The following is a 24,448-nucleotide window of genomic DNA, read 5'->3' as shown; positions in this document are numbered from 1 at the left end:
AGGAATAAGAATCATCGGGGCGGAACTCTCCGATTACACGGGCAGAGCCTTAAATAAGACTTCTGAAAAGAAGCTCGGGGGCGTTGAAGTCCGAAGCCCATTGGTCTTTAGCCAATGGGTAGTTCACTAATAATGTATCGCTGCAAAGTATTAATGCCGACAGGACCACTTCGCCGATGGCTGATATCAATCCCAATGATATCGAGAATATTGAAATCCTCAAAGATGCGACCGCAATTTCCATTTATGGTTACAGAGGCGCCAATGGGGTGGTAATTATCACTACCAAAAGGAGGCGGCTGGGACAGCGATGGGATGGGGTTTAAAGAAGGTCTTCCCGATGCAAATGGTTTTTCCGCCCATTGGCATGCTGAACACCTCATTTGCCGATACGGCGGAAAAGAAATTATACTGGTCGCATGTGGGTACCTCATTCAATTACACCGTTTTCCTCGGTTTGGCGGAATTCTTACCGGGCCTGTTGTTGCTCCATAGAAAAACGGCCGGATTGGGCGGATTACTGGCAGCGATTGTATGTATTAATATCTGTATTGCCAATCATGCTTATGACGCGGGCGTCGCTGTCCCTGCGGCATATTTTGCGTTGCTGGGCATCTTTGTTTCCTGGCAGGATTTGACAAAGGCCTGAGAACGGCGGCCAAGTTGGTATTTAATTTGATCTTTGTTGTCGGCGCCACCTATCTCTGGGGCTACGGTTTTTTTAATGGCAATAATTACAATATTCCCAGTACGCCGGGCTTGGCGAATACCGAAGGCTATTATAATGTGGAAAGGTTCGAATGGAACCATAAGGTACTGCCTTATAATCCCTTTGATACGGTGCGCTGGCAGGACGCCAGTTTTGAAAAATGGTCTTCTTTGAGCTTTAAAACCAATAAGCCTGCCTATATTGACAGGATGATTGGCTATTCACCACTCCGGGTAAAGGGCGATCGTGGTCAGAACCGCCTCAATCAGCAAAACACCCAAATTTCTGATCGATTGTTTAAACTGAACAAAAACAGGGATCTGGGTGTAACACGTTGGGAAGTAGGCGGGATGAGCGGCAAGCGAAAATATTATTTCTATGAGGCAGATACGGCTTCAAAAGTACTGGTACTGCAAAACAAGAACCGGGAGTATAAATATGAAAAGCAGCGCCTGAAATATCATTTGGATGCCTCGGATAAATCGATCAGCCTGGAGGGTATTAACGCGTATGGCGATTCCATTTCAGTCTTATTGAAACGCCTTGATAAGAAATATCCTTTGGTGGAAGGAAGGCGCAGTTCCGTTCGTACGTTTTAAACAAGGGTGAATGCAGAAACGATGAATATGAGCAGAAAAATTATCATAGCTGGCGGCACGGGGTTTTTGGGCAAGGCGATCAGTAACAGGTTACCACAGCGGGACTTTCAAATCGTCGTGCTGACCCGGACGGTTGCACCTGCCACCACCGGTCAAATCCGCTATGTACATTGGGATGCCCGCCGCCTGGGTGACTGGACAGCGGAACTGGAGGGTGCTGCAGCGGTAATTAATCTGGTTGGTAAATCTGTCAATTGCCGCTATACCGAAAAAAACAAGCAGGAGATTATTCGTTCCAGGGTGGACGCCACCCGTGTGTTGGGCCAGGCCCTGCAGCTGGTAAAAACACCACCGAAGGTATGGATAAACGCAGGTTCACTGGCGATTTATAGGTATAGTGCTACCGAGAAACTGACAGAATCTTCCCCGTTGGGCAAAGACTTTTCCGCCGAAGTCTGCCGGCAATGGGAGCAGGCATTTTTTGAGGCACCCCTCGACGCAGTGCGTCGGGTAGTGCTACGGACCGGTGTGGTACTCCAGTCCGGAACCGGTCTGTTGCTTCCTTTCGAGCGATTGGTAAAATGGGGGTTGGGCGGGCGTATCGGTAACGGCAAACAATATCTTTCCTGGATACATGAAGCAGATTTTCTCGGTATAATCGAAGCCGCCATGATCGATGACCATTATACTGGCGTTTTCAACTGCACCAGCCCGCATCCCGTCACCAATGAAGTTTTTATGCAGGAGCTGCGGCGGGCGCTGGGTCAAAGGTTCGGGCTGCCGAACCCCGCGGCCCTGGTGCGTATCGGGGCCCGGCTTATCGGAACGGAACCGGAGCTGGTCCTGCAGGGCCGTTATGCCATATCTGATAAATTGAACGATACCGGCTATCGTTTTACTTATCCCCGGTTAAAACCGGCACTGCTAAATTTGTACCATCAATGACAGAAAATTCCTATGACGCTTTTGTAGTGGGCGCCGGACCGAATGGCCTGGCTTCCGCCATCACCCTGCAGCAGGCGGGGCTTTCGGTATTGCTGCTGGAAGGTAAAGAACAGATAGGCGGGGGGACCCGGACTGCCGCTGTAACCCTGCCCGGATTTTTACATGATATCTGTTCGGCCGTGCATCCCATGGCAGTTCATTCTCCCTTTTTGGCTTCATTGCCCCTGGAAGAATTTGGACTGGAATTCCTACATTCTCCGATTGTTACGGCCCATCCCTTTGACGGCGGACGCGCCGCCCTGGTTAGCCGATCGCTGGAAGCGACGGCTGCCTCGCTGGGTGCAGATAAAATGGTCTATTATGACCTGATTGAGCCGGTGGTGCAGCACTGGGATAAAATTGTCGGGGATATTTTAGGCCCTTTAAAATTTCCCCGGCATCCCGTACCGCTGGCGGCCTTTGGCTTAAAGGCTTTACAGCCCGCTTCATCTATCGCCAGAAGGTTTCAAACCCGGGAAGCCAAAGCGCTCTGGGCCGGTATGGCCGGACACTCTATACAGCCCCTCTCGAATGCGACCACATCAGCCATCGGGCTGGTGCTTGCGGCAGCAGCACATAATAAGGGATGGCCCATTGCCAGGCAGGGTTCTCAATCCATAACCAATGCGATGGCAGCCTATTTTACATCAATCGGCGGGGTGATTGAGACCAACCGGATGATTACCCATATTGATGAACTGCCGGCAGCCAGGATCACGCTCTTTGATGTGACACCCCGGCAATTACTGAAGATAGCCGGTCACCGTTTTTCAGCTTTGTATAAATGGCAGTTGCAGCGTTACCGCTACGGTATGGGCGTGTTCAAAGTGGATTGGGCCCTGAGTGAGCCGATCCCTTTTACCAGTTTGGGCTGCCGCAAGGCGGCCACGGTGCATATCGGGGGCAGTTATGAAGAAATTGCGTATTCAGAATCTGAGGCGGGTAAGGGCAACTATGTCGAGCGGCCTTTTGTGATGCTGGCCCAGCAAAGCCAATTTGATGCGACCCGGGCACCTGAGGGAAAACATACGGCATGGGCCTATTGCCATGTACCTCATGGGGCGCAAAGAGACATGACTACTGAAATTGAAAATCAGATTGAACGGTTTGCCCCGGGATTCAGGGAAACGATCCTGTCAAAAAAGACGATGAATGCCATGCAGATGCAATTATATAACCCCAATTATATTGGCGGGGACATCAATGGCGGCATTTTGGATATAAGACAATTGTATACCCGTCCGGCACTCCGGATATCGCCTTACCGGACTTCTGCCAAAGGCATTTATATCTGTTCCTCCTCCACACCTCCTGGAGGCGGCGTACATGGCATGAACGGCTACCATGCCGCCAGAACAGCGCTCAACGACGTATATGGCATTAAAGTATGAAAATGGCGGTAGCGATTGTACATTGTCCGGTAGGTAGTGGCAGTGGTAAATGCTGCCTATTAGAAACCGAAGTTGACCACCACGGCATTACCCTTATTTTATCGGAGCAGGATGGGAAGCGCTATAGTTTAAAAGCCTGGCGCGCAATCAGCAGCCAGCGGCCTTCGATTTTTTGAAATACCAGCAGCACCCCCAGACGCAGTTGACCAGGCTTACTGCCTTTGTTCCGGGTAGCTGCCAGGAACTGATGTCTTACAATGGCAATATCATTGCGGATGCTGATGGTCTGATCCTTTAACTGAATGCGGCTAAATGTAAATTTTCCGGAAAAAAGTGATTGGGTAAAAGTCGCCCTGTTTTCAATTTCACCACTGGAATGGCCATAACTCAGCCAGGGGGCGGCCAGTTCTTCAATGCGCTGCTTATCCGGCTGCAGCAAAACCTGGCGAAGTGTTTCGACTGCTTTTTCCACTTCCCTGGTTTCATTTGTCTGCGCCTGCACGCTGCAGGTAACCATACATATCCATAGCAATAGCCATCCAAGTTTCATATTATATATTTTTAGTTGGTAGATTTTTTTTTCATCCTTTCGTTATCGAAAAATGTTTTTAGCACTACTGTTCAATAAAGTCCATATCCCGGTTATGGGTTTCAGGGATCGTCAGGATCGAGTAAATACTAATGGCAAAACAGATCAGACCGATCCACATCGATGCCTGAATCACATCGACAAATTCTTTCAGGAAGACATAGCCTGTTGTCATCAGGACCACCGTGCCCCGAACCATATTGGGTATGGTGGTGGCCGCAGTGGCCCGCAGGTTGGTTCCGAACTGTTCGGCGCCGATGGTGACAAACATCGCCCAGTAACCGATACCCAGTCCCAAAAGCAGGATAACTGTATAAAAGGCAAATGTACTGTGCAGAGGCACATACAGGAATACGATCGTCATGACCAGGGTAAACAGCATCATATAGAATACGGCTTTCTTCCTGGATGCCAGGTAATGACTAAAAAAGCCGCTTAAGAAATCACCGAGTGACAGGCCCACATAACACCACATGATCGACAGGCCGGGTACAATGGGTTCTTTTATGCCCAGTTTTTCACCCAGCTCATTGCTGAATGTGGCTATGATACCGATAATATACCAGGTAACGACACCGATCCCAATACAGCGCAGATAAGTAAACAAACGGGCCCGGGTCGAAAAAAGCATCAGGAAATTGCCCCGTTTTACTTCCTTTTTCTGTTTCATTTTCTCAAAGACGCCCGATTCAAAGACGCCGATTCGTAGTAATAGTAACAACAGGCCCATGCCGCCGCCCACAAAATAGGCGATCCGCCAGTCAAACATCGTGACGGTAAAGTAGGCGACGACCGCGCCCAGGAGTCCGACACAGGCTACGACCGAAGTACCGATGGCCCGGAGTTCCTTGGGCAGGATTTCTGCCACCAGTGTTACCCCGGCACCCAGCTCGCCGGCCAGACCGACACCTGCGATAAAGCGTAAGACCTTATAAGTACCGGCATCCTGCACGAAGCCACAACAAATATTGGCAATGGAATAGGTAATGATCGAACAGAACAATACCGATAGCCGGCCTTTTTTATCGCCCAGGACGCCCCATAGGATGCCGCCCAGTAAAAGACCGGTCATCTGCCAGCTGATGATGCTGGCACCCAGGGTGGATACTTCGGATGGCATGTAGCCGAGGGAGGCCAGACTCGGGAGTCTTACGATGCCGAATAATAACAGATCATAGATGTCCACAAAATAACCCAATGCGGCTACAATGACGGGTAGGGACAACAATATACGAAGCGGGGATTTTGTACCACTCATTTTAATCATTTAATAAGGTCTGGGCTGTTTTTTAATCAGAATTTTCTGTGTACCCGGGCATTGTCGACATAGCGGTAGCTGCCATAGCGGGTTTGTTTCAGTTCGAGTTCATAAGTACCCCACTTACCTGTTGCCTGGGTTTTGATGGTTTCCGCAATGGGCTTAATCTTTGGGGTTTTCTGATTTTTCATCAGTTCCCGCATCACCCGGCCTTCCATGGAAGCCGGTGCCGGGATCTGATACAGGGCCAACAGGGTGGGGGCAATATCGACATTCGATGTGGGCAGCTCCGATACTCGGGCGCTGGTGAATGCCGGCCCGGAAACGATCAGCGGAATGGAGGTTTCATAGGGACTTAATCCGCCATGACCGGCGACGCCTTTGGAAAAGCCGGCACCTTCATAACCCTGCTCATTACGGTCCATGTTCCAATTCCTGTCGACAAGAATATCGGCCGCTCTGGTGGGATGATTCCAGTGGACGGCGTCAAAGGAAAGGGTACCCGGGACCCATCCCTTATTATTCCCCTTACTGACGGCCCTGGTGAAAATGGCACCCACCCAGGACTCCTGCTGCAATGCTTCCACGATCTGACGGATCAGTTGCTGATCCTTGCTTTTGACATAGATGGCCCCACCCGCTACTACGACATCATCCGATGATTTATCTTTTTTAAATCCCTTTGCAATCAGAAAGGAGCTAAGGGTCTGCTGACCGATATAGGTGACAAATCCATGGTCTGCCGATATAATAATATTATAGCTGTCCCTTAGTCCGCGCTGTGTCAATGCGGTCAGGATTCTGCCAAATTCATGGTCAACCGCACGTATGGCTTTCCGGGCTTCGGGAGATCCCATCCCGTGACTGTGACCGGCATGATCCGGATCCGAAAACCAGACGGTACATACCTGAGGGCCGTCCTTGGCCAGTCCGTATTTCAGAAAAGCATCGGTTACCCACCGGTGCCTGTCTTCATTGGGTGCCTCTTTGGCGGGTGGTGCGCCTAATTCGTTGCGTACTTGCTGCGCCAGAGAAGCCGGCAGGATCATTTCGGAATTTATAATGCCTTTGCCTTTTACCTTATGGTTTTGCAGCAAAGCCTGCCCGGTAGATCCGGAACTGAAAACCATCAGATCCCTTCCATTGGCCGCGAGAATTTCACCAAGAGAAGGGGCGGTGAGCAATTGACCATCGGTGGCAGCCGCGACTTTCCGCAGGTCTTTTGCATCGCCTGTATTCAGGGTCTTATTCGTGCTGATCTGCGGAAAAAAAATAGTATTACCCATAATGCCATGGGTGTCTGGATATGAGCCGGTGGCCAAAGAGGCAGCATTCAGCCTGGTTACGGTCGGAAAGACACTATGGTGATGGTTGCCATAACTACCCTGCTGTTTGAATGCATATAAATTGGGCATGGCGGTTTTCGTAATATAATCGGGTCGCAGGCCGTCAAAGAATATCACCAGGGTTTTGTTTTCATTGGATGCCTTTGGCTGCGCACCAGCTTGCAGCTTACCTGTCAGGCACAGGACGATCAGTGGCAGGTATTTTGTCAAACGAAGATTCATTATTGGATTTTGTAAATGATTACTGTTATTGGGCCCACCATACTTTGATATCACTGTTGTCGCCACCCATGGCGGCTACTGCGGCTGCCAGGTTTTCGGCATTCAGTGACTGAAGATAGGTAGGATAGGCGATGCGGTTGGGAAAAATATTTTCGGCAGGGATACCTGCACCCCGGGGCAGGACCGGATAGCCCGTTCTTCTTTTTTCGAACCAGGATTGATAGTCGACAAAGAAGTAGGCATAGTATTTCTGGAGCATGATCTGTTCCAGCTGCGTTGTTTCAGTTCCGGATGACGGATAAGCTATCGCGGGCCGGGTTAAGAAATCGGCCGGCATGGTTACGTCCCATTGATTCATCGAAGCCGCGATACCCTGTTCATAATGCGCTTTGGGCGATTGACCGGTGTTAAAACCTTTGAGCGCCAGTTCGGCCTTGATAAACTCGACTTCAGCATAGGTCATCATTATACCCAATGATTCCAGGGTTTTCAGGTCATCACTGTAACTGGAATTCTTGCCTACCTGGTATTCCAGATCGGCCGGATAGCCACTTTCGATTCCGCTATACTGCAGTTGCCCGTCTACCTTCACCTGGTTGGCCCATACCGCCCTGCGGGGATCTTCTGCTTCGTTGAGTGTCTTCAGGAAAAACTTGGTATAATAGTCGTTGTCCCTCCAGTCTACCTGCCGCGATTTATAATAGGGGTTGAAATAAGGGTAGGAACCGGTATACCTGAAAATCGCCTCGTCAGCATTGCTGTTAAATACCGGGTAAGTCGTAGGGTCGGCCAGAATGGTCTGGATCTGTTCGGCGATATTGATTTCATCCTGTCGGCGGTAAATTCTTAGCAGTAAACGCAGCTTTAGCGAATTGGCAAATTTTTTCCACTTGACAATACCAGGACAAATGGATCCTGACAGACTATTGGCGTCATACACCAAATCGCCACCATAAGTAAGGGCCCGGCTTTCGTCCAGCAGACTGGCAGCGGTGTCGAGATTATGCAGTAACTGTTCGTAAATATCCTTTTGCCGGTCAAATTTCGGTTGAAACAAAGCTTCTGAAGCCCGGGTGGCTTCTGTATAAGGCACATCACCGTATAAATCTGTCAGTATGGAATAGGCCCAGCTTTTGTAGATCAGGGCGATCGCCCGGTAATTATCCTCTTCGAGGGCCAGCGACATCGAATAGATGTCCTGGATATCCGTCAGCCGGTCATAAAGGTCGGTCCAGATACCAGCGTTGGTGCCGATCTGGTAGCGGTGGAGTCCGCCACCTCCGGCACTGGACCGGGGCGCATCTACCTGCATCAGGGCATTGGTGAAGGATTTGGAAGCCTTGATCGTTGTATTGACTATTCGGTATTGCAGCTGATCCAGCATTACCCCGGGTGTAATTTCCTTGGGTCGGTTCGGATCCGTATTTATTTTTTCAAAGTTTTTGGTGCAGCCTGCTATAAAAAGACTTAACAGAAGTATGTATTTGTTCATAGCTGTTAAAATTTAAAAGTTAGGTTGATGCCCATATTTCTGGTTGAAGGAAACTGTGTCAGCTCCACGCCGGGCGTGATGGTCCCATTGTTTAAATTACCTCCTTCGGGATCAAATGCGGGGAATTTGGTAAAATTGAATAGCTCCCGTCCGTATACCGCAACCTTGGTTTGTCTGATACCGATACGGCCCAGAAAATCCTGCGGTAAACTGTATTCAAAACGGACCTCCCTTATTTTTATAAACGATGCGTCGAAAATATTGGTCTCGGCGTTGTTGATCTTATAGTAATTGGTATAATAGGAACTGGCAGGAACTTTTACGGTATTGGGTTCATACTGTTGTGTCGTGGGGTTGAATACAACACCGTCGCCGATAATACCTTCTTCCCGGCCCGGCAGGGTGACTTTGGTTTTACCCAAAGTATTATTCTTTACATTGGTTTGGGAGAACATACTGCCGCCTTTCTGGCCATCAATGAGGATGCTGGCCCGGAACCTTTTGACCGTTACTTCATTCAAGATACCGGCCTTCCAGTCCGCAAAAGCATTGCCCAGTTTTTTAACGACCGGATCCAGGGATGCCGGCAATCCCACCGATGAATAGATGATCTTACCTTCGGGAGAACGCTGAAAACCGTTGCCATATAAATCACCCATACGACCACCTTCCCGGGCTTCTATGGTGACGCCTTCGGCATGTTTGTAAATGACCTGGCTGGTAATGCCTTCGGCCAGCTTTTTGACATAGCTTCTGTTGGTGCTCCAGTTCAGCACGGTAGTCCAGGAGAAGTCCTTTCTTACGATGGGCTTCACCGTCAGTGCAACTTCGGCACCCCGGCTGTTTATCAATCCCGCATTTACCAGGGCCCGGGAATAGCCCGAGACCGGATCGATCGGGGTCGCCAGTATCTGGTTGCGGCTGTTATTGGTATAGACTGCAACGTCTATGCCCAACCGGCTGCGAAAAAATCGGGCATCGATACCTGCTTCAAAGCTGGAAGTAATTTCCGGCTTCAGGTCCGGATTGAAGAGCACCGAGGGGTTGGTAAAACTATTACTGTAAATACGGTCATAGTATTTACTGGTCTGATAGGGACGGGTATCATTGCCTACCTGGGCCCAGGAAAGCCTAAGTTTGGCAAATGAGACCTGGGCCGGCAGTTGAAACAGATCACTCAGGATAAAGCTGCTGCTGACAGAAGGGTAGAAGAAAGAGTTATTTTCAAAAGGCAGGGTGCTCGACCAGTCATTACGGCCCGTCAGATCGAGAAATATTTTATCCCTATAACTGATCTGACCATAGGCATATACGCTATTGATCGCTTTTTGCATATGCTGGGGATCGGCGACAGCCTGATCCAGGCTGTTGGATATCTGGTACACGCCAGGTTGGGCGAGCTGGTCGGCATAAATGCCTGCAAAGTCATAGCGCTGCTTCATGGCATTGGCGCCCCCGGAGATCCTGTATCGGAAATCATCACTCAACCGATTTTTATAGGTGAGCAACAGATCTGTATTCAGCTCATAGTTAAACACGTTTTGTTCCCGGAACATCCCCCGGGGATATTTGGTCATACTGAAAGGCCTTTGCTGGGAACGGTACTCAAAGGACATATCCAGTCCGCTTCGCAGCATCAGCTCCAAATGATCGTTGAAGGCGTAAGTGGCGTTCGCGCTTCCTACGATGCCATGTTTATTCATTTTGTTGAGCATCTCATACAGGTCGAGATAGGGGTTGTCAGGACCGGGATTGAAGGGGTTGCGCTGTTCCACATTTTCCAGGCCGGGTTTCCAGTAGGGTTTATACCATTCTGAACGGATATTAGGCAGGGCGCCCAGAATCAGGAAATACATGATCGACTGGTTGTTATAACCTGCGGCAGGAAGGTTGTCGCTTCTTTTATTCGTGTAATTTACTTTCCCGCTTATTTTTAGCTTCCTGGTGACTTTTTGATTAAAGGACAGGGAGACATTACTGCGCTCAAAACCGGTATTGGGCAGGATCCATTCATTTTTTAAATGCGTTAGTGACAAACGGCCACTGCCTTTTTCCCCACCGCCTTCAATGGCAATGCTGTTAGAGAGGGTAAAGCCTGTCCGGAAGAAGTCCGATATATAATTTTTATTGGCGACCCAGGGTGTTCTTTCGACCGGTTTTCCGTCGGGCGCATCCGGATTGAACTGGTAGTATAACTGGCCTTCAAACCGGGGCCCCCAGGCCCGGCCGGCGGCGACATCAGTGGCTGTATTCGGTCCGTCCTCACTGTCCAGATAGGAGAAGTAATCCGCTTTTCGGCCTTCGCCGTATTCGAACTGATAATCAGGCCAGCGGTTGACCTGGTCGATGCTGGCATTGACATTGTAAGTGATCCCAAGCCCCTTGGCATTGGCACCTGATTTGGTGGTAATGATCAAGGCACCGCCGGCAGCCCGACTGCCGTACAGGGCTGTGGCGCCCGGGCCTTTCAGGACAGTGACAGTTTCTATATCATCCGGATTTAAATCGGAGACATCCGACCCGAAATCAATGGCATTATCGCTGCCCAGATAAGAACTAAAACCGGTGCCGGTAATCTTATTACTTACCGGAACGCCATCAATCACAATTAAGGCCTGGTTGTCATCCAGATTCAGGGAGGATTCTCCTCTTAGGGTAATGCGCGAGGAACCCAGCGGGCCTGTACCGGCGGATTGTATATTCAGTCCGGGGATTTTTCCGTTCAGACTGTTGACCCAGTTATTGGTTTTGGCATCCTTGACGGCATTCTCTTTTACCGTCTGGGCTGAATATCCCAGGGATTTTTCTTCCCGGCGGATACCTAATGCCGTCACAACCACTTCATCTAATGCAGTTTCCTGCAGTTGGAGAACGACATTTAGCTGGGTTTTGTTTGAGACAACAATTGTCTGGGTACGGTATCCGACATAGGTAAAAATAAGCGAATCGCCTATATCGGCATCAATCTGATACCGGCCCGTATTATCCGTCATCGTAGCACCGGAACCATTTTTAATGGTGACACTTACTCCGACCAGCGGCTGCCGGTTCTGATCCGTCACGCGGCCGCTTACCCTATGTTTCATTTCCGGTTTGGGTGGCGGGGCACGGTTGACCGACTTTCTTTTAATGATTACCAGGTTCTTGTCAATATGGTATGTCAATAGCTGATCGGCCAGGCATTGATCCAGCACTTTGGTTAATGGAGCATTCCTTACATGCAGGGTGACAGGGCGGGTCCGCTTCAAATCCGCCTCCCTGTAAAGAAAGCCATATCCCGTTTGTTCCCTCAGTAACCTGAATACTTCCTTGAGATTCGAGTTTCTGACGGAAAGTGATACGGTCTGCGCATTTCCGGAAGCGTGGACATAAATAAAAGCATTCAACAGAATAATCGTAATCAGCTTCACTTTCAGTAAAGGTTTTAAAGAGCCATGTCGGGATTTAAGAAACTTAAACTCGACAAATGCAGTGTATATTCTATACATTTGTGTGTTGGGTTTAATTTACAATCTGTTATTACCTACAATTGAGATTTACCCGATGCCATCTTTAGGGATGGTGGCCGGAAGTGTTGCTGCACTTCCGGTTTTTATTATTGGGTACGACTCGGTTTATATTTTTGTTGATGATACAATAATGGTTCTTCCTTTTATTTTAAAATGAATATTGCCGTAAGTTTCGAGATGTTTTAACAGATCGGCAAGCATGGCTGAGCGTGGAAATGCGCCCCCGAATTGCTGCCTGGGAATACGGCCCCTGTACACGACATTGACATCGTACCAGCGTGACAGATTATCCATAATGACCCGGAGGTCGGCATTTTCAAAAGCAAAATATCCTTTCTTCCAGGCAATGGCGTCATCGTTGGAGACCCGCCGGATCCGGGCTGGTGCAGCCGGGTTTACTTCAGCCTGTTGTCCCGGCTTAAGTAAACTGGAATAAGAAGTGTTCTTTACACTTATTTTGACACTACCTTCCAGCAGGGTGGTATTGGTCTGCTCGTCCTGCGGATAGGCCTGGACATTAAAATGCGTACCCAATACTTCGACCTCCTGATTTTCAGTAACAACGATAAAGGGTACCCGGGAACCATTGATTTTTTTGGCAACTTCAAAATAGGCTTCGCCGGAGAGCCTTACCCGCCTTTCAGTGCTGCTGAACCTGCATGGATACTGTAAACTGGAAGCGGCATTCAGCCAGACTTTTGTTCCGTCGGGAAGCTGTAACTGGTACAGTCCGCCACGAGGTACTTCCAGGGTATTAAGTGCTGCGGAAGCCGTCTGTGCCGACAGGTTTTTATCATATTGATACACCAGTTGCCCGTCAGATTGTTTCAAGATCGTAATGCCGGCCTGCTGGCCCAGGGCACCGTTGCTGGCATCAGTGAGGTTGATCTTTTCGCCATTTCCAAGTGTCAGGACGGCCTTGTTACTTCCTGGCAGGATTTCAGCCGATGGCTGTTTTTCCTGACTTGCCAGCGCCGTCGTATCGGTGCCCCTTTCATAACTGATATAAATCCAGGTAAGACCGACCAGAACGGCTACACAGGCGGCGGCCCGCAGCCAGACAGAACCCCTTCGCTTTTTATGTCGGATTTGGGCCTGTAAGGACCGAAGTCCCTTTTCATGGATTTCTTCCAATTCCTGCGCTGTCAGACCTGCCCCCTCATTGGAGGCTTGCAAATACCAGCTTTCGACCAGTGCTTTTTCTTCGTCGCTGGCCCTACCTGACAGGTATTTGTCCAATAATTCTTTAGCGTAATGCTTCATATGGGTATGACAAGCTTTGTTATAGTAAAGACACCTGAAAAAGGGGGAGGGGGTATAAGAAAATTAAAAAAACAGGAAAAAAATATTTTCTCCCAGTTTGGCGCGAAGGGCCCGCAGTGCACTTTTGACCTGGGTGCGCACCGTATGCGGGCTGATATCCAGCTCTTCAGCAATTTGCCGGTGGCTCATATCCAGCTTGCGACTCATCTCGAAGATCAGTTTCATTTTGGGTGGTAAGGCGGCAATTTCCTGTTCGACCAGACGTATCAGTTCTTTTTGGCGCATCTGTTCTTCCGGTACCCGGGGATGGGCGTCCAAATACAGCTGCAGGGATTTGAGGTGGGTATCCTGTAATTTCTGGTGCCGATAGACATTAAGAATACGGTTGCGGACGGCACGGTACAGATAGGCTGCCAGTGTCGATGTTATTTGGAGCTGCGCTCTGTTTATCCACAGGGAGACAAACAACTCCTGTACCAGATCTGTGGCTTCTTCCTGGTTGGGAAGGCGCCGGCAGGCATGACTGAGCAGTATGCCCTGGTAGCGTTTATATATTTCTCCCAGCGCACCAGCATCGCCGCGCTGTAATAAGGCTGCCAGTTCTTCGTCGTTATATGATTGATAAATAATCATTTACAGCTTGTAAGCCAATCGATAGCCAAAGTTTTAAAAGCTAGGAGCAGTCTGTCAGTGTATAATTTCCGACAACGCAATCCAGGTCGACTGCTTTGTTGTATTTCTTCAGCATTGCCGAAGTGACAAGTTGTAAATGTAAGATTTTAATCGAAACCACTGCCTCCCTGTAATCCCGCTGCTAAGTTTAGTGCTCCGGATCGGGCCGGGAAGCATCGTACCATGCATGCGGTGCCTGCAGGGTATTTGTACCTATCGCGGTATCAAAAATTTTGGTTTATCGTTCATCTATTACCGGATTGTTCCAAAGGCTTTCAGGGAAATTCTGTCCGGTACGAATAGGAACGAATATTATTTTCAAGCATTTGCGCGACTACCGATAAGAATTGTTGACAATCAATAGTCGATTGTCTGCTTGTCAGGATACCGGGAAAATGGGGCAACGCATATCTGACCTTACGGATCCGAGACACAACTCCAACCATGAAAAATGCAGTCGCATTAAAGGGGCTTTTATAAACCGTGCCGTAAAACCAAAAATTCTTTAGCTTTTGCGATGTAAGGCACAAGAAAAATTTAGCCTTGTGAAAGAATATATTGACGGACAGTTTCAGGACTTGCTTCTCCATTAGAGCAAACAAAGTAACAATTTGACCAGAAAGCTTTCATCATAAAGGTCCGCTACCCGGTACAATGAAATTATGCCAGTTTTTCCAGATTCCTATGCCAGTAAATAGTTGTTTATTACTTGAAGGCTTGGGGTAAGAAAATGTTATCCATAATATTTCAATACGCTCTTAGCTAAAGCTTCTAATCTCGAAACTAAACTTTTCATTTGCAAACGGTTTTAGTCCCCCTTATCCATCAGTAAAATAAATGTTACCAAAATGGTAACATTTTGTATATTGGCCTATGAGGATTAATGCTGTAAGAACATTAAAGGTATATTGGGAGGAATTTCCACAGGCCGAACAGGCTTTGTTATCCTGGTATGAAGAAGTAGAGACAGCGAGTTGGAGTAATCCTAACGAACTGAAAAGCCAATATCGGAATGCTTCTATTCTTACGGATAAGCGGGTCGTTTTCAATGTTCATGGAAATACATATCAATTAATCGTAGATATAGAGTAGACTTCTGAAAAGAAGCTCAGGGCGTTGAAGTCCGAAGCCCATTGGTCTTTAGCCAATGGGTAGTTCACAGGCGAATTGAGGAAAACTTCAGTTACAAATTATTAATATGTAGGCTATAATAAGAACCCGGGATGTCGGATAGAAGGGGAGCACGGTTAAAATTTAGTAGTATAGTTATGTCCTTCCTAAATGTCCGCTACCCGGTAAGACGAAATCATGCCTGTCTTTTTCAGGCTCATTAGCTTCATTTTTTAAGCTGGCCAGATCCAAGAGAAAACTATTTTCACAAACTATTAAACACTACCAAAAATCAGGGTAAACGCCGTTTCCCTATTTTGCCCGGTGTCCAAAATGATACGGCACTGGATGGCTTCAGCAAGGTCCCGGATAATATGAAGCCCCAATCCTGATTTCGTTCTGACTGCCGCTTCTTTGTTGTAAAGTGCATCTGCCTGCTCGTGTGAAATCCCCGGGCCATTGTCCGTAATACTAATCAGTACATTGCCTCCCCTGTTTACAGCCTTCCATTCCAATTTTGGATGAGGTGTGTTTTTAAGGGCTTTCAGTGCGTTTATCATCAGGTTGTATAGAATCGTTTTAAGGTAATCCTCATCGGTATTAATAGAAATGGCTTCAGGATTGTTGTAAGATATGGCAATTGAGGGATCATTGGGAATATTATTGCGGAGGTATTCAAAAAGTGATTTTACCTGCACCGGCTTATTTTGAGGCGTAAAATGCTCCATTTGGCCCTTGCTCCATAGCAGAACGGTCTCCATTGTTTCCAACAGATTTTCTGCAGAAGCAGTTAATTTTTGCTGATGCAGTTCTGTACTTCTATCATCAAGTAAATCAGGAGCATTTTTTTGCAGGCGGAGAAAATGGATAAGGTTAGCTACCGGGCCGCGAAGATCATGACTTAAAATACCAAAAAACCTTGTTTTTATCTTGTTGGCTTCGTCCAGTTCATTATTAAGGGAAAGCAATCTGTTGTTAGTTTTACGGCGTTGCACATTTTGGTAAAGCAATAAGCCTCCTATGATAAACAGCAATCCGGCCCCGCCGATCAACGCAAACCGGGAACGCCGGGCATTGCTCAGCTGCAGTTTGTTTATCGCCAGTTCCTTATCGCGTCGGTCGAGTTCACGCTGGCTTTCCAGTGTTGCCAGCCGGTTCTTATTTTCCTGCGAAAAAAGCGAATCGGTTTTGGAATAGCTCAATTCAGCGTATTTCAGGGCCTCTTCAAACTCACCTTTTTCTCTCTTTATCTGAGCAAGCACACCGTAGGCATAAAAAAGATTCTGGAGACTGCCAGTTGCTTCAGCCGTTTCCATGGCTTTCCTAATATAGTATTCGGCTTTCTCTAAAAGTATAGCTTTACTACCCTCAATATTCAAGCTGTTTTTTAGGCTATCGTTTCCGGCAAGAAACAGATGTTCCTCTGCTAAGGCAATTTTATTTGAAACAGCGATACTGTAAAAGGGTGAAACTCGATCAAAAATAGCCTCGGCCTTTTGATAATAATTCAACTGGTTTCGATAATCGCCTGAAATTTCCCCCAGATTATGATAGCTCACTGCCAGGTGTAGAGAATCCTGTACTTCGGAATAAACAGCAATAGCTTTTTTGAGTAACGCCTGTTTTTTTAAACTGTCTTTTTCAATAAAAGAGGCATTCGTATAATATAGACCTTCTTCACGCTTCAAGTTTTGTTTTTGTGAAATAGGCCATACTTTTTCGTTGTATACCCGCGCTAATGAATCGTTGCCCTGATGCGTATACAGTTGGGCTAAATTAGAGAAAGTCAATATGCGTACGGAGGGCAAATCTTCAGAATAATCCAGCGATTTCTGGTAATATTCAACGGCCTTGTCAAAAATACTTCGATCATTATAATTAGACCCGATATCGTTGTAATAAATAGCGTAACCCTTAGTCCAGTCCATTTTTTTGACAATGGACAAACCGGAGTTAAGGTATTTGAAAGCCTGTTCCGGATCCGATCTAGTAGCCATGGCCATCTGTATATACATCCTTGCTTTTGTGGAGTCATTGTTGGTGGTGAGAAGGATGTTTTTAAGCGAATCGACATATTCCCGATTGTCTTGGGCGCAAACACACATCACTGAAAGTAACAGGAGGGGGAACAGTGGTATGGAGTTTTTTATCCCTATCATTTACCTGATTAAATTCATTACGGCTTCTTTGTAACTACGACCGACCGGAACCGATATGCCGTCAATAAGCAACTCCGACCGGGACATTTTGTCTATAAAATGCGGTTGTACGGCGTAGCTGCGATGAACGCGTAGAAAGCCTTCAAAGGAAGGGGTCTTTAACAGATTGCCCAGCGAAGCCAGCACGTGGTATCGTTTTGCTTTTGTTACCACTGTGGTATAGTCCTTCAGGGCTTCTAAGTATAAAATGTCACTGCTCCTTACTTTTACCTGCTCATGCCCATCCTTGATAAAGATGGTGTCGCCATGGAGGCTGTGGTCCAGCATTTCAGATTTTTTACGCATGTGCAGGTATTCCTCTAATCGATGCATGGAAAGGGCAAAGCGTTCCCCTGTGAGAGGTTTTACCAGAAAGTCCAAAGCCGCCAGTTCAAAGCTCTCCACGGCATAGTCGGGATAGGAAGTGATAAAAATACAGGCTTCCGTATCGATGAGTTCTTTGCGAAGCTGCATGCCGCTAATCTCGCCCATATCGATATCCAATAGTAATACCTGCGGTTTGGTGGTTTCTATTTCCCCCAGGGCAGCGGTTGGGTTATCGTACACGCCAACGATATCCAGAAAGCCATAGTTCCGCGCAAAGGCTTGTACAGTAAGCCTGTCTATCTCATCGTCATCTATAATAATGCAGCGGTATATCATAGAAAACAGCATTTTAAGTAGATCAAATGTACGCAAAAATGAAACGGCACTCTATCCGACCTTCATTTACTAAAGGCGTTAAATCCGATTTCTTCAATTTTCGGTTATCTGCGAGCGCCTTGCAAACAGATTCTGCTATTTAATGCCCCTTCGGTTCTGGGTTAACGCATCGGTGGTGCGTAGCATCCTGGTATCGTTGTACTTTATTTTTTCTACCACTCTAAACGCCTGTTCCTTAGTATTAACGAGTAAGATTTTTAATAATTTTAAATATTCTTCCATACCAAATTACGCCCACAGATTAAATTGGTTTGGTAAAAATATGCCATGATCCGGATGATTGCTATAGCCGGTCGATCAGGTTAATTTTTGCCAATAACATTGTTCCCATTGTGAATTTGGAAACTATGAAAGGAGGAGATTCACCTATAATAAGGTGTAATTCTCAAATATCATCCCTCCGTCTATTTATATGGTCGTTCGTCGATTTAGGGTTGTGCAGATTGACAGTTCTGAAAACCTTTGTAATAGATTTCATTTATCACAAAATCCACTTGTTATGAAAACTCAATTTTTAACATACCGCTTGCTCGTACTCCTTATGACCGGTTTGGCAACCCTTGTGGCTTGTAGTAAAAGCGACACCCCCCAACCCGAGGAAACGTTTGACATCAACAACCCTGAGGGATACTTTCTGTATGTAAAAACCTCACTTGACAACGGCTCTTTTCGTCGTATAATCCTGTTTGAATTTATGCCTGGAAATGTGGTTAAACAGCATACTCCCAGTCGTGATTACACGAATGCCTATACAATAATTGACAACAATACCATTGATATAGCAGGCGAAACCCGTTTCACGTTTAATGATAATCTCGTGACGAGTAATCGGGGAGATATCAAAGAAATTGTTTTGATCAAAGCCCCCGAGCGTAACCAACTGGCCGGTAAAACCTTCGCGGGTACCTACTATACCTACGTTAAGGCCGTGCTTCACCCAAATTTCTTTTACAGTTTTTCCGCTACCGGCAACACCTTTGGAGCAGGGTTTAATACTGGTACGACCCTGCGCTCCGAAAGCTATACACCCATTGGCAATTTTGCCTCAAGGACAAGGATGGTCAATGGTGATAGGGATTTTATGGTGCTTGTAAACGGTAAACTGGAAGTAAACTATGTAGCACAAAATGCTATTGGAGCTCATTATGGCACTTTTGAGGAACAATAAAAAACCACTAAAATTTATAATGATGAAAACATTAAGATTTATGACGCTATGGCTTGCCTGCCTGGCACTATCAGCATCGGCAAAGGCGCAGCAGGGCCCCGAAGACGGTACCTACTTTATTGTAAACCTGGCTATCGGCCGCGCCCTTAGCCCCGTTGATGGAGGTATCAACAGCAATACCCGACTAAAGAATTTTAAGAAAGGAGGTATGCAAAAATGGAATATTAGAAAATATGTAGCCAAGGCAAAAAACGGTACTGAAATCATCAGTTACACGTTTCAAAACGCCGCTTCAGGTTTTTACTTGCGTCCACACCATGTGCCGGACAATGGCAATGCTATTGTATCGACCAAAGATGCATACAGCAGCTTTAGCATTGACGCAGACGGAGAGAATTTTGTTATCAAAAACAATAAAATGGGTGGCGATGCTATGTATACCAAAAACACCGGGTTTAGCGATGACGAGCCCTGGTTTGGTGCCGACGATGACGAAGCCGCTTACCGCTGGCAATTTATACCCGTAGAGTAAAGAATAGAACAAAAATATTTTAATAACTCTAAATGCTAAATAGATGAAAATGAAATATTTAATAACCATCTTATTGCAGATTGTTTTCTCAGCAGCGTCTTTCGCCCAACCCAACGCAAAGGAACCGGCCGTGCCAAGGGCTACCAACCTCCAGGCGAATAACCCCAATAGTGTAATTTTTCCGTTTACTGCGAAGGGAGGATTTGATCAACCGGGAAAATGGGAAACCAACAAATCTGTTGTAAAAGGCATACTCCAACTCACTTACAGACTTAACGAGAACTCCGGAGGATACATGCAAATCATGGAAATACAAGCCGGGGTGGAGCTAAATGGGCATTGGCATATGGACGGATTTGACCTTAATCCCCCTGCCGGCGCTTACGATGTGGAATACCTGCTTTTTATATTTCATTTTTATCACGGCAAGGAATCTGCCGGAACCGTTTACAATATTGTTCCAAGTTCCATTAAAAAAATGGGCTCACTTAAACTGGCAAAAAAGAAAACGGTTCTTGCAAAACCCATACCTCATGGGGAAATGATACAGTTTCAGAAAAAATTTGAAAGGGTGAAGCTAAACCCACAACCCATTCCGCCTAAAACACCGTATAAGAAAAATAAGACCCGTATTAAAAAAATAAACCAACAGCTATGAAATTTCAACAAAAAGCCATCAGCATTTTTGCCCTGATCCTACTGTTTACATTGTCGTCGTTTGCTCAAGTAAGGGAAACGATAAAAGTAAAAAACGCTAGCGTTCAATCAACGGTTTTATTGGCCCGGAAGCAAAAGGATCTGGACGATAATTTTAAACTCAATGCACCCACAGAGAGGCAGGACCTCAAGAAGCGATTTCGCATATCAGGTTACGGTGTTCCCGGTGCCAGCATCGAAATACATATAACCCCTGTTTCAAAAGGTGGTAGCGGCAAACCGGTGTTTGTAGCTGCGGGCAAACAAAGTCCTTATGGTGTGCAAAACTACAGGACCACTGTTGGCAGCAAAGGCTCCTGGTCGTTGCCGGAAACGGTAACGGTGAAATTCAGGGATGGCGCTACCGGGCGATATGTAAAGATAGTTGCTGGTCAAGCGAAAGATGGCCTGAAAAGCAGAAAACCGGTACGCTGCGTAATAAAGCTGGCTGACGATAAACTCATAGCCGTTTCTACAGCCACTTTACTAACCGATGATAAGGTCAGGAATGATTTTAAAGTGTACACAAATGTAGGTAATGGGATTACCGCAAGTTCAATAGATATGCTATCAGCTGCAGTAGGTACAGCACCATTTAAAATACGGGGTACGGGCACGCCCAAATCAAAAGTTTTCGTTGATGTATATTATTCGGGGACAAAAATAGAATACACTAAACTGGTAAAAGTTATGGGCGTACCGGCACAAATCGAAAAGAAAGTAACACCGATAAAAAACAAGAAATTGGGCAGGTTTGAAAAAAGCATCGGCGATGACGGTAAATGGCAGATATTGGCCATCGATCCTTACGAACCCAAAAGCGGTGATGTAGGCACCGAGCTAATCATGAGTTCCATCGTGATACATTTCAGGGCGATGAATGGCAATAAAGAAGTGCTTAAAAAATCAGTAACCCTTTCCGTAGTCGCTTCATCTGATCTTGGTTTCTTTAAACAATAGAAAATGAATACAAAACTTTTACGCTACTGCCTGCTCGCCCTGCTTTTACTGGGTACGACAGTCCTTACATCCTGTAGCAAAGACGTTGATAGCATCGCAGAAGAAGCCGATACAACCTTTGACATTAATAATCCTGAAGGTTATTTTTTGTACTACAAAGGCGGTGGTTTACTCAATGGTATCTATGAATTCATGCCGGGAAAAAAAGTCAAGAAGCATAGTGTAGGGGAGGGCAGCACCCTTTCCTATACTGTAGTGGACAACAATATCGATGTAGAAGGAGGAATAGGTACCATTCGCTTTATGTTTAAGGGCGACTCCGTGTGGAGTTCCGACCCTTATTACACGCGCGTGACTCTGATTAAAAAATTGGAGCGCAACGAACTGAGCGGAAATACTTTTACAGGAACTTATTATAATGGGGATAAGTCAGTACTACATCCACATTTCTTCTACAGTTTTGCTGTTAGTGGAACTACAGTAGATGCAGGGTTTAATCTGGGCACTACCGTCCGCACCCAGAACTACAGGTCCATCGGAAATTTTGCGGCACGGGTAGAACTGAACAATCGCGATACGGAATTTATGGTGCTGTTGAATGGCAAACTGGAAGTAAATTATCGCACGCGTACCAATGTTTACCACTATGGCACATTTACAGCACAATAACATATTAGTTCATATAATGAAAGTAAAAATAGTCCATCGCATTATTACAGTAATCGCCATTTTGTGTTTACTCATTGGGGGACTCCTATTGATACTTGCGGTTTGGCCCTGTTAGGCAGTAACCTTCTCCCTATGCGGTTAGCATTCAGATTGAACTAAAATTTGTATAGCAAAATACTTTCGCTTCGAATTCTACCTGCTCTATCGTAAAGAAAATAAAGACCCCCTCAATGAGAATTCAGGTGTTTGCGAATCCATCCAAAAATTCTGGGAGCGGGGGCTCGAACCCGGCCTTCTACAACCCCATGATGCAGCAATCAAAATGGTGCCATTCTTTCCTTGTTTTACATTCCGAACTATACTCATAGGCACCTTGGAGGTAGCCGCCTCTTTAAGTTGAGACCCGGAGTAGACATTGCGTCCTTTACTGAAATTATCTTGTGGTACGTTTGTTTGGTTTTGTCCACAGGAGGTATGAAAAACAAACACCAGGAACAAAGCATATACGTGTGCGTATTTCATAATTTATTTACTCAGCAACCGCCTTTGCGAGGAGTACGTTTATAAATTATTTTACTGTCTCGTTCTACATAGTCGCCCGAAACTATTGGATATGAATACTTGGGCGCCCACGATAGACTATGGCTTCTTATAATTATTTTGTCGTTAACTTTCAGGCTATGCAATTGCTGAAATTCATCAGCGTTTTCCAGCCCAAAACTGAGAATATAATCGTCACCATTAATCCTGACCATCACTCCGAAACCTAATCGTGAGCCTGGCGGAAGAGAAAGAGAGGTTACAACAGCCTCCATATTGGTAAAAGCACTTGTAGGTTTCCTTATTTTAGCTGCACCGGCAAGCACTTTTTTACCTTCGGGAGACGCTTCCCATTTTTTGTACTTTAAACCATCAGGGGTAGCCTCCCATCTTTCCCTTTCGGCTTTCATTTCAGCGGCAGAGAGTGGCTTTGGGGTTGATTTTTCAGAAGTTTCATTTTTGATTTCGCGATTAGCAAATACTAGTCCGCTTACCACTATCAGCGGTAAGATCAACGCATAGATAACTTTTTTCATATTTTTTGTGGGTTTAATCATAGATCTATCTCCTGATAAATCAGATCCGTTTGAGGCATTTTTTTTATTTTTCATATCTTATAAAATTGATTTCAACGAAATTAACTTCCTATTTTTCAGCCTGGAAATCAGGATTGTAAATAAAAATGTAACCTTTGTAAATAAATTGTAAAATAGTATGTCTGATAACCGAAACCTCCTCTCCGGGAAACGCAAGTACCTATTCGGGTTGTTATTATTTTTATTTATCTCTGTAATATGTGTGGCTTTCAGCATAAGAGATTGTGACGATTTTGATATCTCCAGGAGAGAAGTTTTGCTCCGCAGGATAGGACATGAACTACTTTTACAGTCGGGCGACAGTACATCACGGGTACTTCCTGTAGAAAAACTCGGTGACAATGAATACCAGGTAAGGTTTGAGAAAGAACTTACTTTTCAACCTGACTCCCTGGTGAGTACTACTCAGCGTTTGTTGGCCAAAGACCCTTTCGCAAGTGATTATGTTGTTAACGTACTTAACTGTGCCAATGCCAGTGTAGCTTATGGATATGCTATATCAAAAAATAAAAAGGATGATATTGTAGCCTGTTTAGGAAGAAGGCAACCCGTAGCATGTTACATCATCAACATTAAATTTAAACCGCCCGGTATCACTACCGCAAAGAATAAATATTTGCTGGGAGGAGGCTTGTTATGTTTGGCAGTTGTCGGTTTTATTTTTTTCAGGTCTGTTAAACCGCGAAAAGTTATACCTGTGGATGATCAGCATACGGACATGATCACTTTGGGAGCAGTGTTGTTCGATACGAAGAACCGGAAGCTGGTAATAGACGGCACAACAACAGACCTGACCGGAACTGAAACCCGTGTACTCAGCATTTTCGCAAAGTCTCAAAATGAGATAATTGAGAGAAGCAGGCTGCAAAAAGAAATATGGGAAGATGAAGGTGTTATTGTGGGACGTAGTCTGGATATGTTCATATCAAAGCTTAGGAAAAAATTGGAACCTGATCCGAATATCAAAATTGTGGTTATACGTGGAAAAGGATATAAGCTTGAAATCAGCTCTTAAGTAGAATCTTCCCGTCCAAAACCGATCAGTTTCTCTACTGGGGAATTGAGGATCAATCTCAAAAGTTGGGGAGGCGGGTTGATTTTTTTAGATTTGCGGTTATATGAACCCCGAAGAGATACTGAAGCAACTGCTACCTGAATTCTTAGTAGACTATTTTGACATTACGGGCACCCGTGAGCAGAATGAAGTACTACATATAGACTT

23 protein-coding genes are annotated in these 24,448 nt (G+C 46.1%); 12 read left to right on the top strand and 11 right to left on the bottom strand.

What is annotated here, in order from left to right:
- Positions 1 to 140 precede the first annotated feature (140 nt).
- The 5 genes from ACYVI9_RS15625 to ACYVI9_RS15605 are packed head-to-tail and all read left to right on the top strand — an operon-like array spanning position 141 to position 3,683.
- The gene (locus tag ACYVI9_RS15625) at positions 141 to 326 is read left to right on the top strand and encodes a TonB-dependent receptor plug domain-containing protein (protein WP_460766264.1); all 186 of its coding nucleotides are present in this window, start codon (positions 141 to 143) and stop codon (positions 324 to 326) included.
- 14 nt (positions 327 to 340) lie between these two features.
- Positions 341 to 649 (top strand): hypothetical protein, encoded by a 309-nt coding sequence (locus ACYVI9_RS15620; RefSeq protein WP_460766258.1) that lies wholly within the window; start codon positions 341 to 343, stop codon positions 647 to 649.
- A 26-nt stretch (positions 650 to 675) separates the two neighbouring features.
- Entirely contained in the window at positions 676 to 1,308 is a 633-nt protein-coding gene (locus tag ACYVI9_RS15615) for a hypothetical protein (protein WP_460766256.1), read from the top strand.
- A gap of 27 nt (positions 1,309 to 1,335) precedes the next feature.
- Positions 1,336 to 2,253 carry a TIGR01777 family oxidoreductase gene (locus tag ACYVI9_RS15610; RefSeq protein ID WP_460766253.1) on the top strand — a complete coding sequence of 306 codons (918 nt, stop codon included), beginning with the start codon at positions 1,336 to 1,338 and terminating at the stop codon, positions 2,251 to 2,253.
- A complete protein-coding gene (locus ACYVI9_RS15605; RefSeq protein WP_460766250.1) occupies positions 2,250 to 3,683 on the top strand; it encodes a phytoene desaturase family protein in 1,434 nt (477 codons plus the stop codon). Before ACYVI9_RS15610 ends, ACYVI9_RS15605 begins: the two co-directional genes overlap by 4 nt.
- 121 nt (positions 3,684 to 3,804) lie before the next feature.
- Here ACYVI9_RS15605 and ACYVI9_RS15600 read toward each other — a convergent pair whose 3' ends face one another.
- The 8 genes from ACYVI9_RS15600 to ACYVI9_RS15565 all read right to left on the bottom strand — a co-directional run bounded on the left by ACYVI9_RS15600 (position 3,805) and on the right by ACYVI9_RS15565 (position 14,664).
- Positions 3,805 to 4,233, bottom strand: a complete 429-nt coding sequence (locus ACYVI9_RS15600) for a nuclear transport factor 2 family protein (protein WP_460766247.1) — start codon at positions 4,231 to 4,233, stop codon at positions 3,805 to 3,807.
- Positions 4,234 to 4,297: 64 nt separating this feature from the next.
- Positions 4,298 to 5,530 carry an MFS transporter gene (locus ACYVI9_RS15595; protein ID WP_460766245.1) on the bottom strand — a complete coding sequence of 411 codons (1,233 nt, stop codon included), beginning with the start codon at positions 5,528 to 5,530 and terminating at the stop codon, positions 4,298 to 4,300.
- 35 nt (positions 5,531 to 5,565) lie between these two features.
- Positions 5,566 to 7,098, bottom strand: a complete 1,533-nt coding sequence (locus ACYVI9_RS15590) for an alkaline phosphatase family protein (RefSeq protein WP_460766242.1) — start codon at positions 7,096 to 7,098, stop codon at positions 5,566 to 5,568.
- A 25-nt stretch (positions 7,099 to 7,123) separates the two neighbouring features.
- On the bottom strand, positions 7,124 to 8,590 hold the full coding sequence (locus ACYVI9_RS15585; protein ID WP_460766239.1) for a SusD/RagB family nutrient-binding outer membrane lipoprotein: 1,467 nt from the start codon (positions 8,588 to 8,590) through the stop codon (positions 7,124 to 7,126).
- A gap of 5 nt (positions 8,591 to 8,595) precedes the next feature.
- Positions 8,596 to 12,078: a SusC/RagA family TonB-linked outer membrane protein gene (locus ACYVI9_RS15580; RefSeq protein ID WP_460766236.1), complete on the bottom strand. Its 3,483-nt coding sequence runs from the start codon at positions 12,076 to 12,078 to the stop codon at positions 8,596 to 8,598.
- Between the two features lie 126 nt (positions 12,079 to 12,204).
- Entirely contained in the window at positions 12,205 to 13,362 is a 1,158-nt protein-coding gene (locus ACYVI9_RS15575; RefSeq protein WP_460766233.1) for a FecR family protein, read from the bottom strand.
- 63 nt (positions 13,363 to 13,425) lie between these two features.
- Positions 13,426 to 13,995 (bottom strand): RNA polymerase sigma factor, encoded by a 570-nt coding sequence (locus ACYVI9_RS15570; RefSeq protein ID WP_460766230.1) that lies wholly within the window; start codon positions 13,993 to 13,995, stop codon positions 13,426 to 13,428.
- A gap of 576 nt (positions 13,996 to 14,571) precedes the next feature.
- Positions 14,572 to 14,664, bottom strand: a complete 93-nt coding sequence (locus ACYVI9_RS15565; protein WP_460766261.1) for a transposase — start codon at positions 14,662 to 14,664, stop codon at positions 14,572 to 14,574.
- 243 nt (positions 14,665 to 14,907) lie between these two features.
- Between ACYVI9_RS15565 and ACYVI9_RS15560 the strand changes: the two genes are divergently transcribed.
- Positions 14,908 to 15,126 (top strand): type II toxin-antitoxin system HigB family toxin, encoded by a 219-nt coding sequence (locus ACYVI9_RS15560; RefSeq protein WP_460766227.1) that lies wholly within the window; start codon positions 14,908 to 14,910, stop codon positions 15,124 to 15,126.
- A gap of 293 nt (positions 15,127 to 15,419) precedes the next feature.
- Here ACYVI9_RS15560 and ACYVI9_RS15555 read toward each other — a convergent pair whose 3' ends face one another.
- Positions 15,420 to 17,141 carry a tetratricopeptide repeat-containing sensor histidine kinase gene (locus ACYVI9_RS15555; RefSeq protein ID WP_460766225.1) on the bottom strand — a complete coding sequence of 574 codons (1,722 nt, stop codon included), beginning with the start codon at positions 17,139 to 17,141 and terminating at the stop codon, positions 15,420 to 15,422.
- Positions 17,142 to 17,303: 162 nt separating this feature from the next.
- Positions 17,304 to 18,005, bottom strand: coding sequence for a LytR/AlgR family response regulator transcription factor (locus tag ACYVI9_RS15550; protein WP_460766223.1), 702 nt, complete (start codon positions 18,003 to 18,005; stop codon positions 17,304 to 17,306).
- Positions 18,006 to 18,564: 559 nt separating this feature from the next.
- On the opposite strand from ACYVI9_RS15550, the gene ACYVI9_RS15545 reads away from it, so the two are divergent.
- Genes ACYVI9_RS15545 through ACYVI9_RS15525 form a run of 5 tightly spaced genes read left to right on the top strand, consistent with a single transcriptional unit; the run spans position 18,565 to position 22,090 of the window.
- On the top strand, positions 18,565 to 19,233 hold the full coding sequence (locus ACYVI9_RS15545; protein WP_460766220.1) for a hypothetical protein: 669 nt from the start codon (positions 18,565 to 18,567) through the stop codon (positions 19,231 to 19,233).
- A gap of 22 nt (positions 19,234 to 19,255) precedes the next feature.
- A complete protein-coding gene (locus ACYVI9_RS15540) occupies positions 19,256 to 19,765 on the top strand; it encodes a hypothetical protein (RefSeq protein ID WP_460766217.1) in 510 nt (169 codons plus the stop codon).
- Positions 19,766 to 19,814: 49 nt separating this feature from the next.
- Positions 19,815 to 20,423 (top strand): hypothetical protein, encoded by a 609-nt coding sequence (locus tag ACYVI9_RS15535; RefSeq protein WP_460766215.1) that lies wholly within the window; start codon positions 19,815 to 19,817, stop codon positions 20,421 to 20,423.
- Positions 20,420 to 21,421 (top strand): hypothetical protein, encoded by a 1,002-nt coding sequence (locus ACYVI9_RS15530; RefSeq protein ID WP_460766212.1) that lies wholly within the window; start codon positions 20,420 to 20,422, stop codon positions 21,419 to 21,421. Before ACYVI9_RS15535 ends, ACYVI9_RS15530 begins: the two co-directional genes overlap by 4 nt.
- Positions 21,422 to 21,424: 3 nt before the next feature.
- The gene (locus tag ACYVI9_RS15525; RefSeq protein ID WP_460766210.1) at positions 21,425 to 22,090 is read left to right on the top strand and encodes a hypothetical protein; all 666 of its coding nucleotides are present in this window, start codon (positions 21,425 to 21,427) and stop codon (positions 22,088 to 22,090) included.
- A gap of 533 nt (positions 22,091 to 22,623) precedes the next feature.
- On the opposite strand, the gene ACYVI9_RS15520 is transcribed toward ACYVI9_RS15525, so the two are convergent.
- Complete coding sequence (locus ACYVI9_RS15520; RefSeq protein WP_460766207.1) at positions 22,624 to 23,241, bottom strand: hypothetical protein; 618 nt, start codon at positions 23,239 to 23,241, stop codon at positions 22,624 to 22,626.
- A gap of 103 nt (positions 23,242 to 23,344) precedes the next feature.
- Between ACYVI9_RS15520 and ACYVI9_RS15515 the strand changes: the two genes are divergently transcribed.
- Complete coding sequence (locus ACYVI9_RS15515) at positions 23,345 to 24,241, top strand: helix-turn-helix domain-containing protein (protein WP_460766204.1); 897 nt, start codon at positions 23,345 to 23,347, stop codon at positions 24,239 to 24,241.
- Positions 24,242 to 24,448 lie beyond the last annotated feature (207 nt).

The sequence above is a fragment of the Niabella terrae genome (assembly GCF_054783135.1).
Note: the sequence above shows the minus strand (reverse complement) of the source record. Positions and strands in the feature narration are given on the sequence as shown.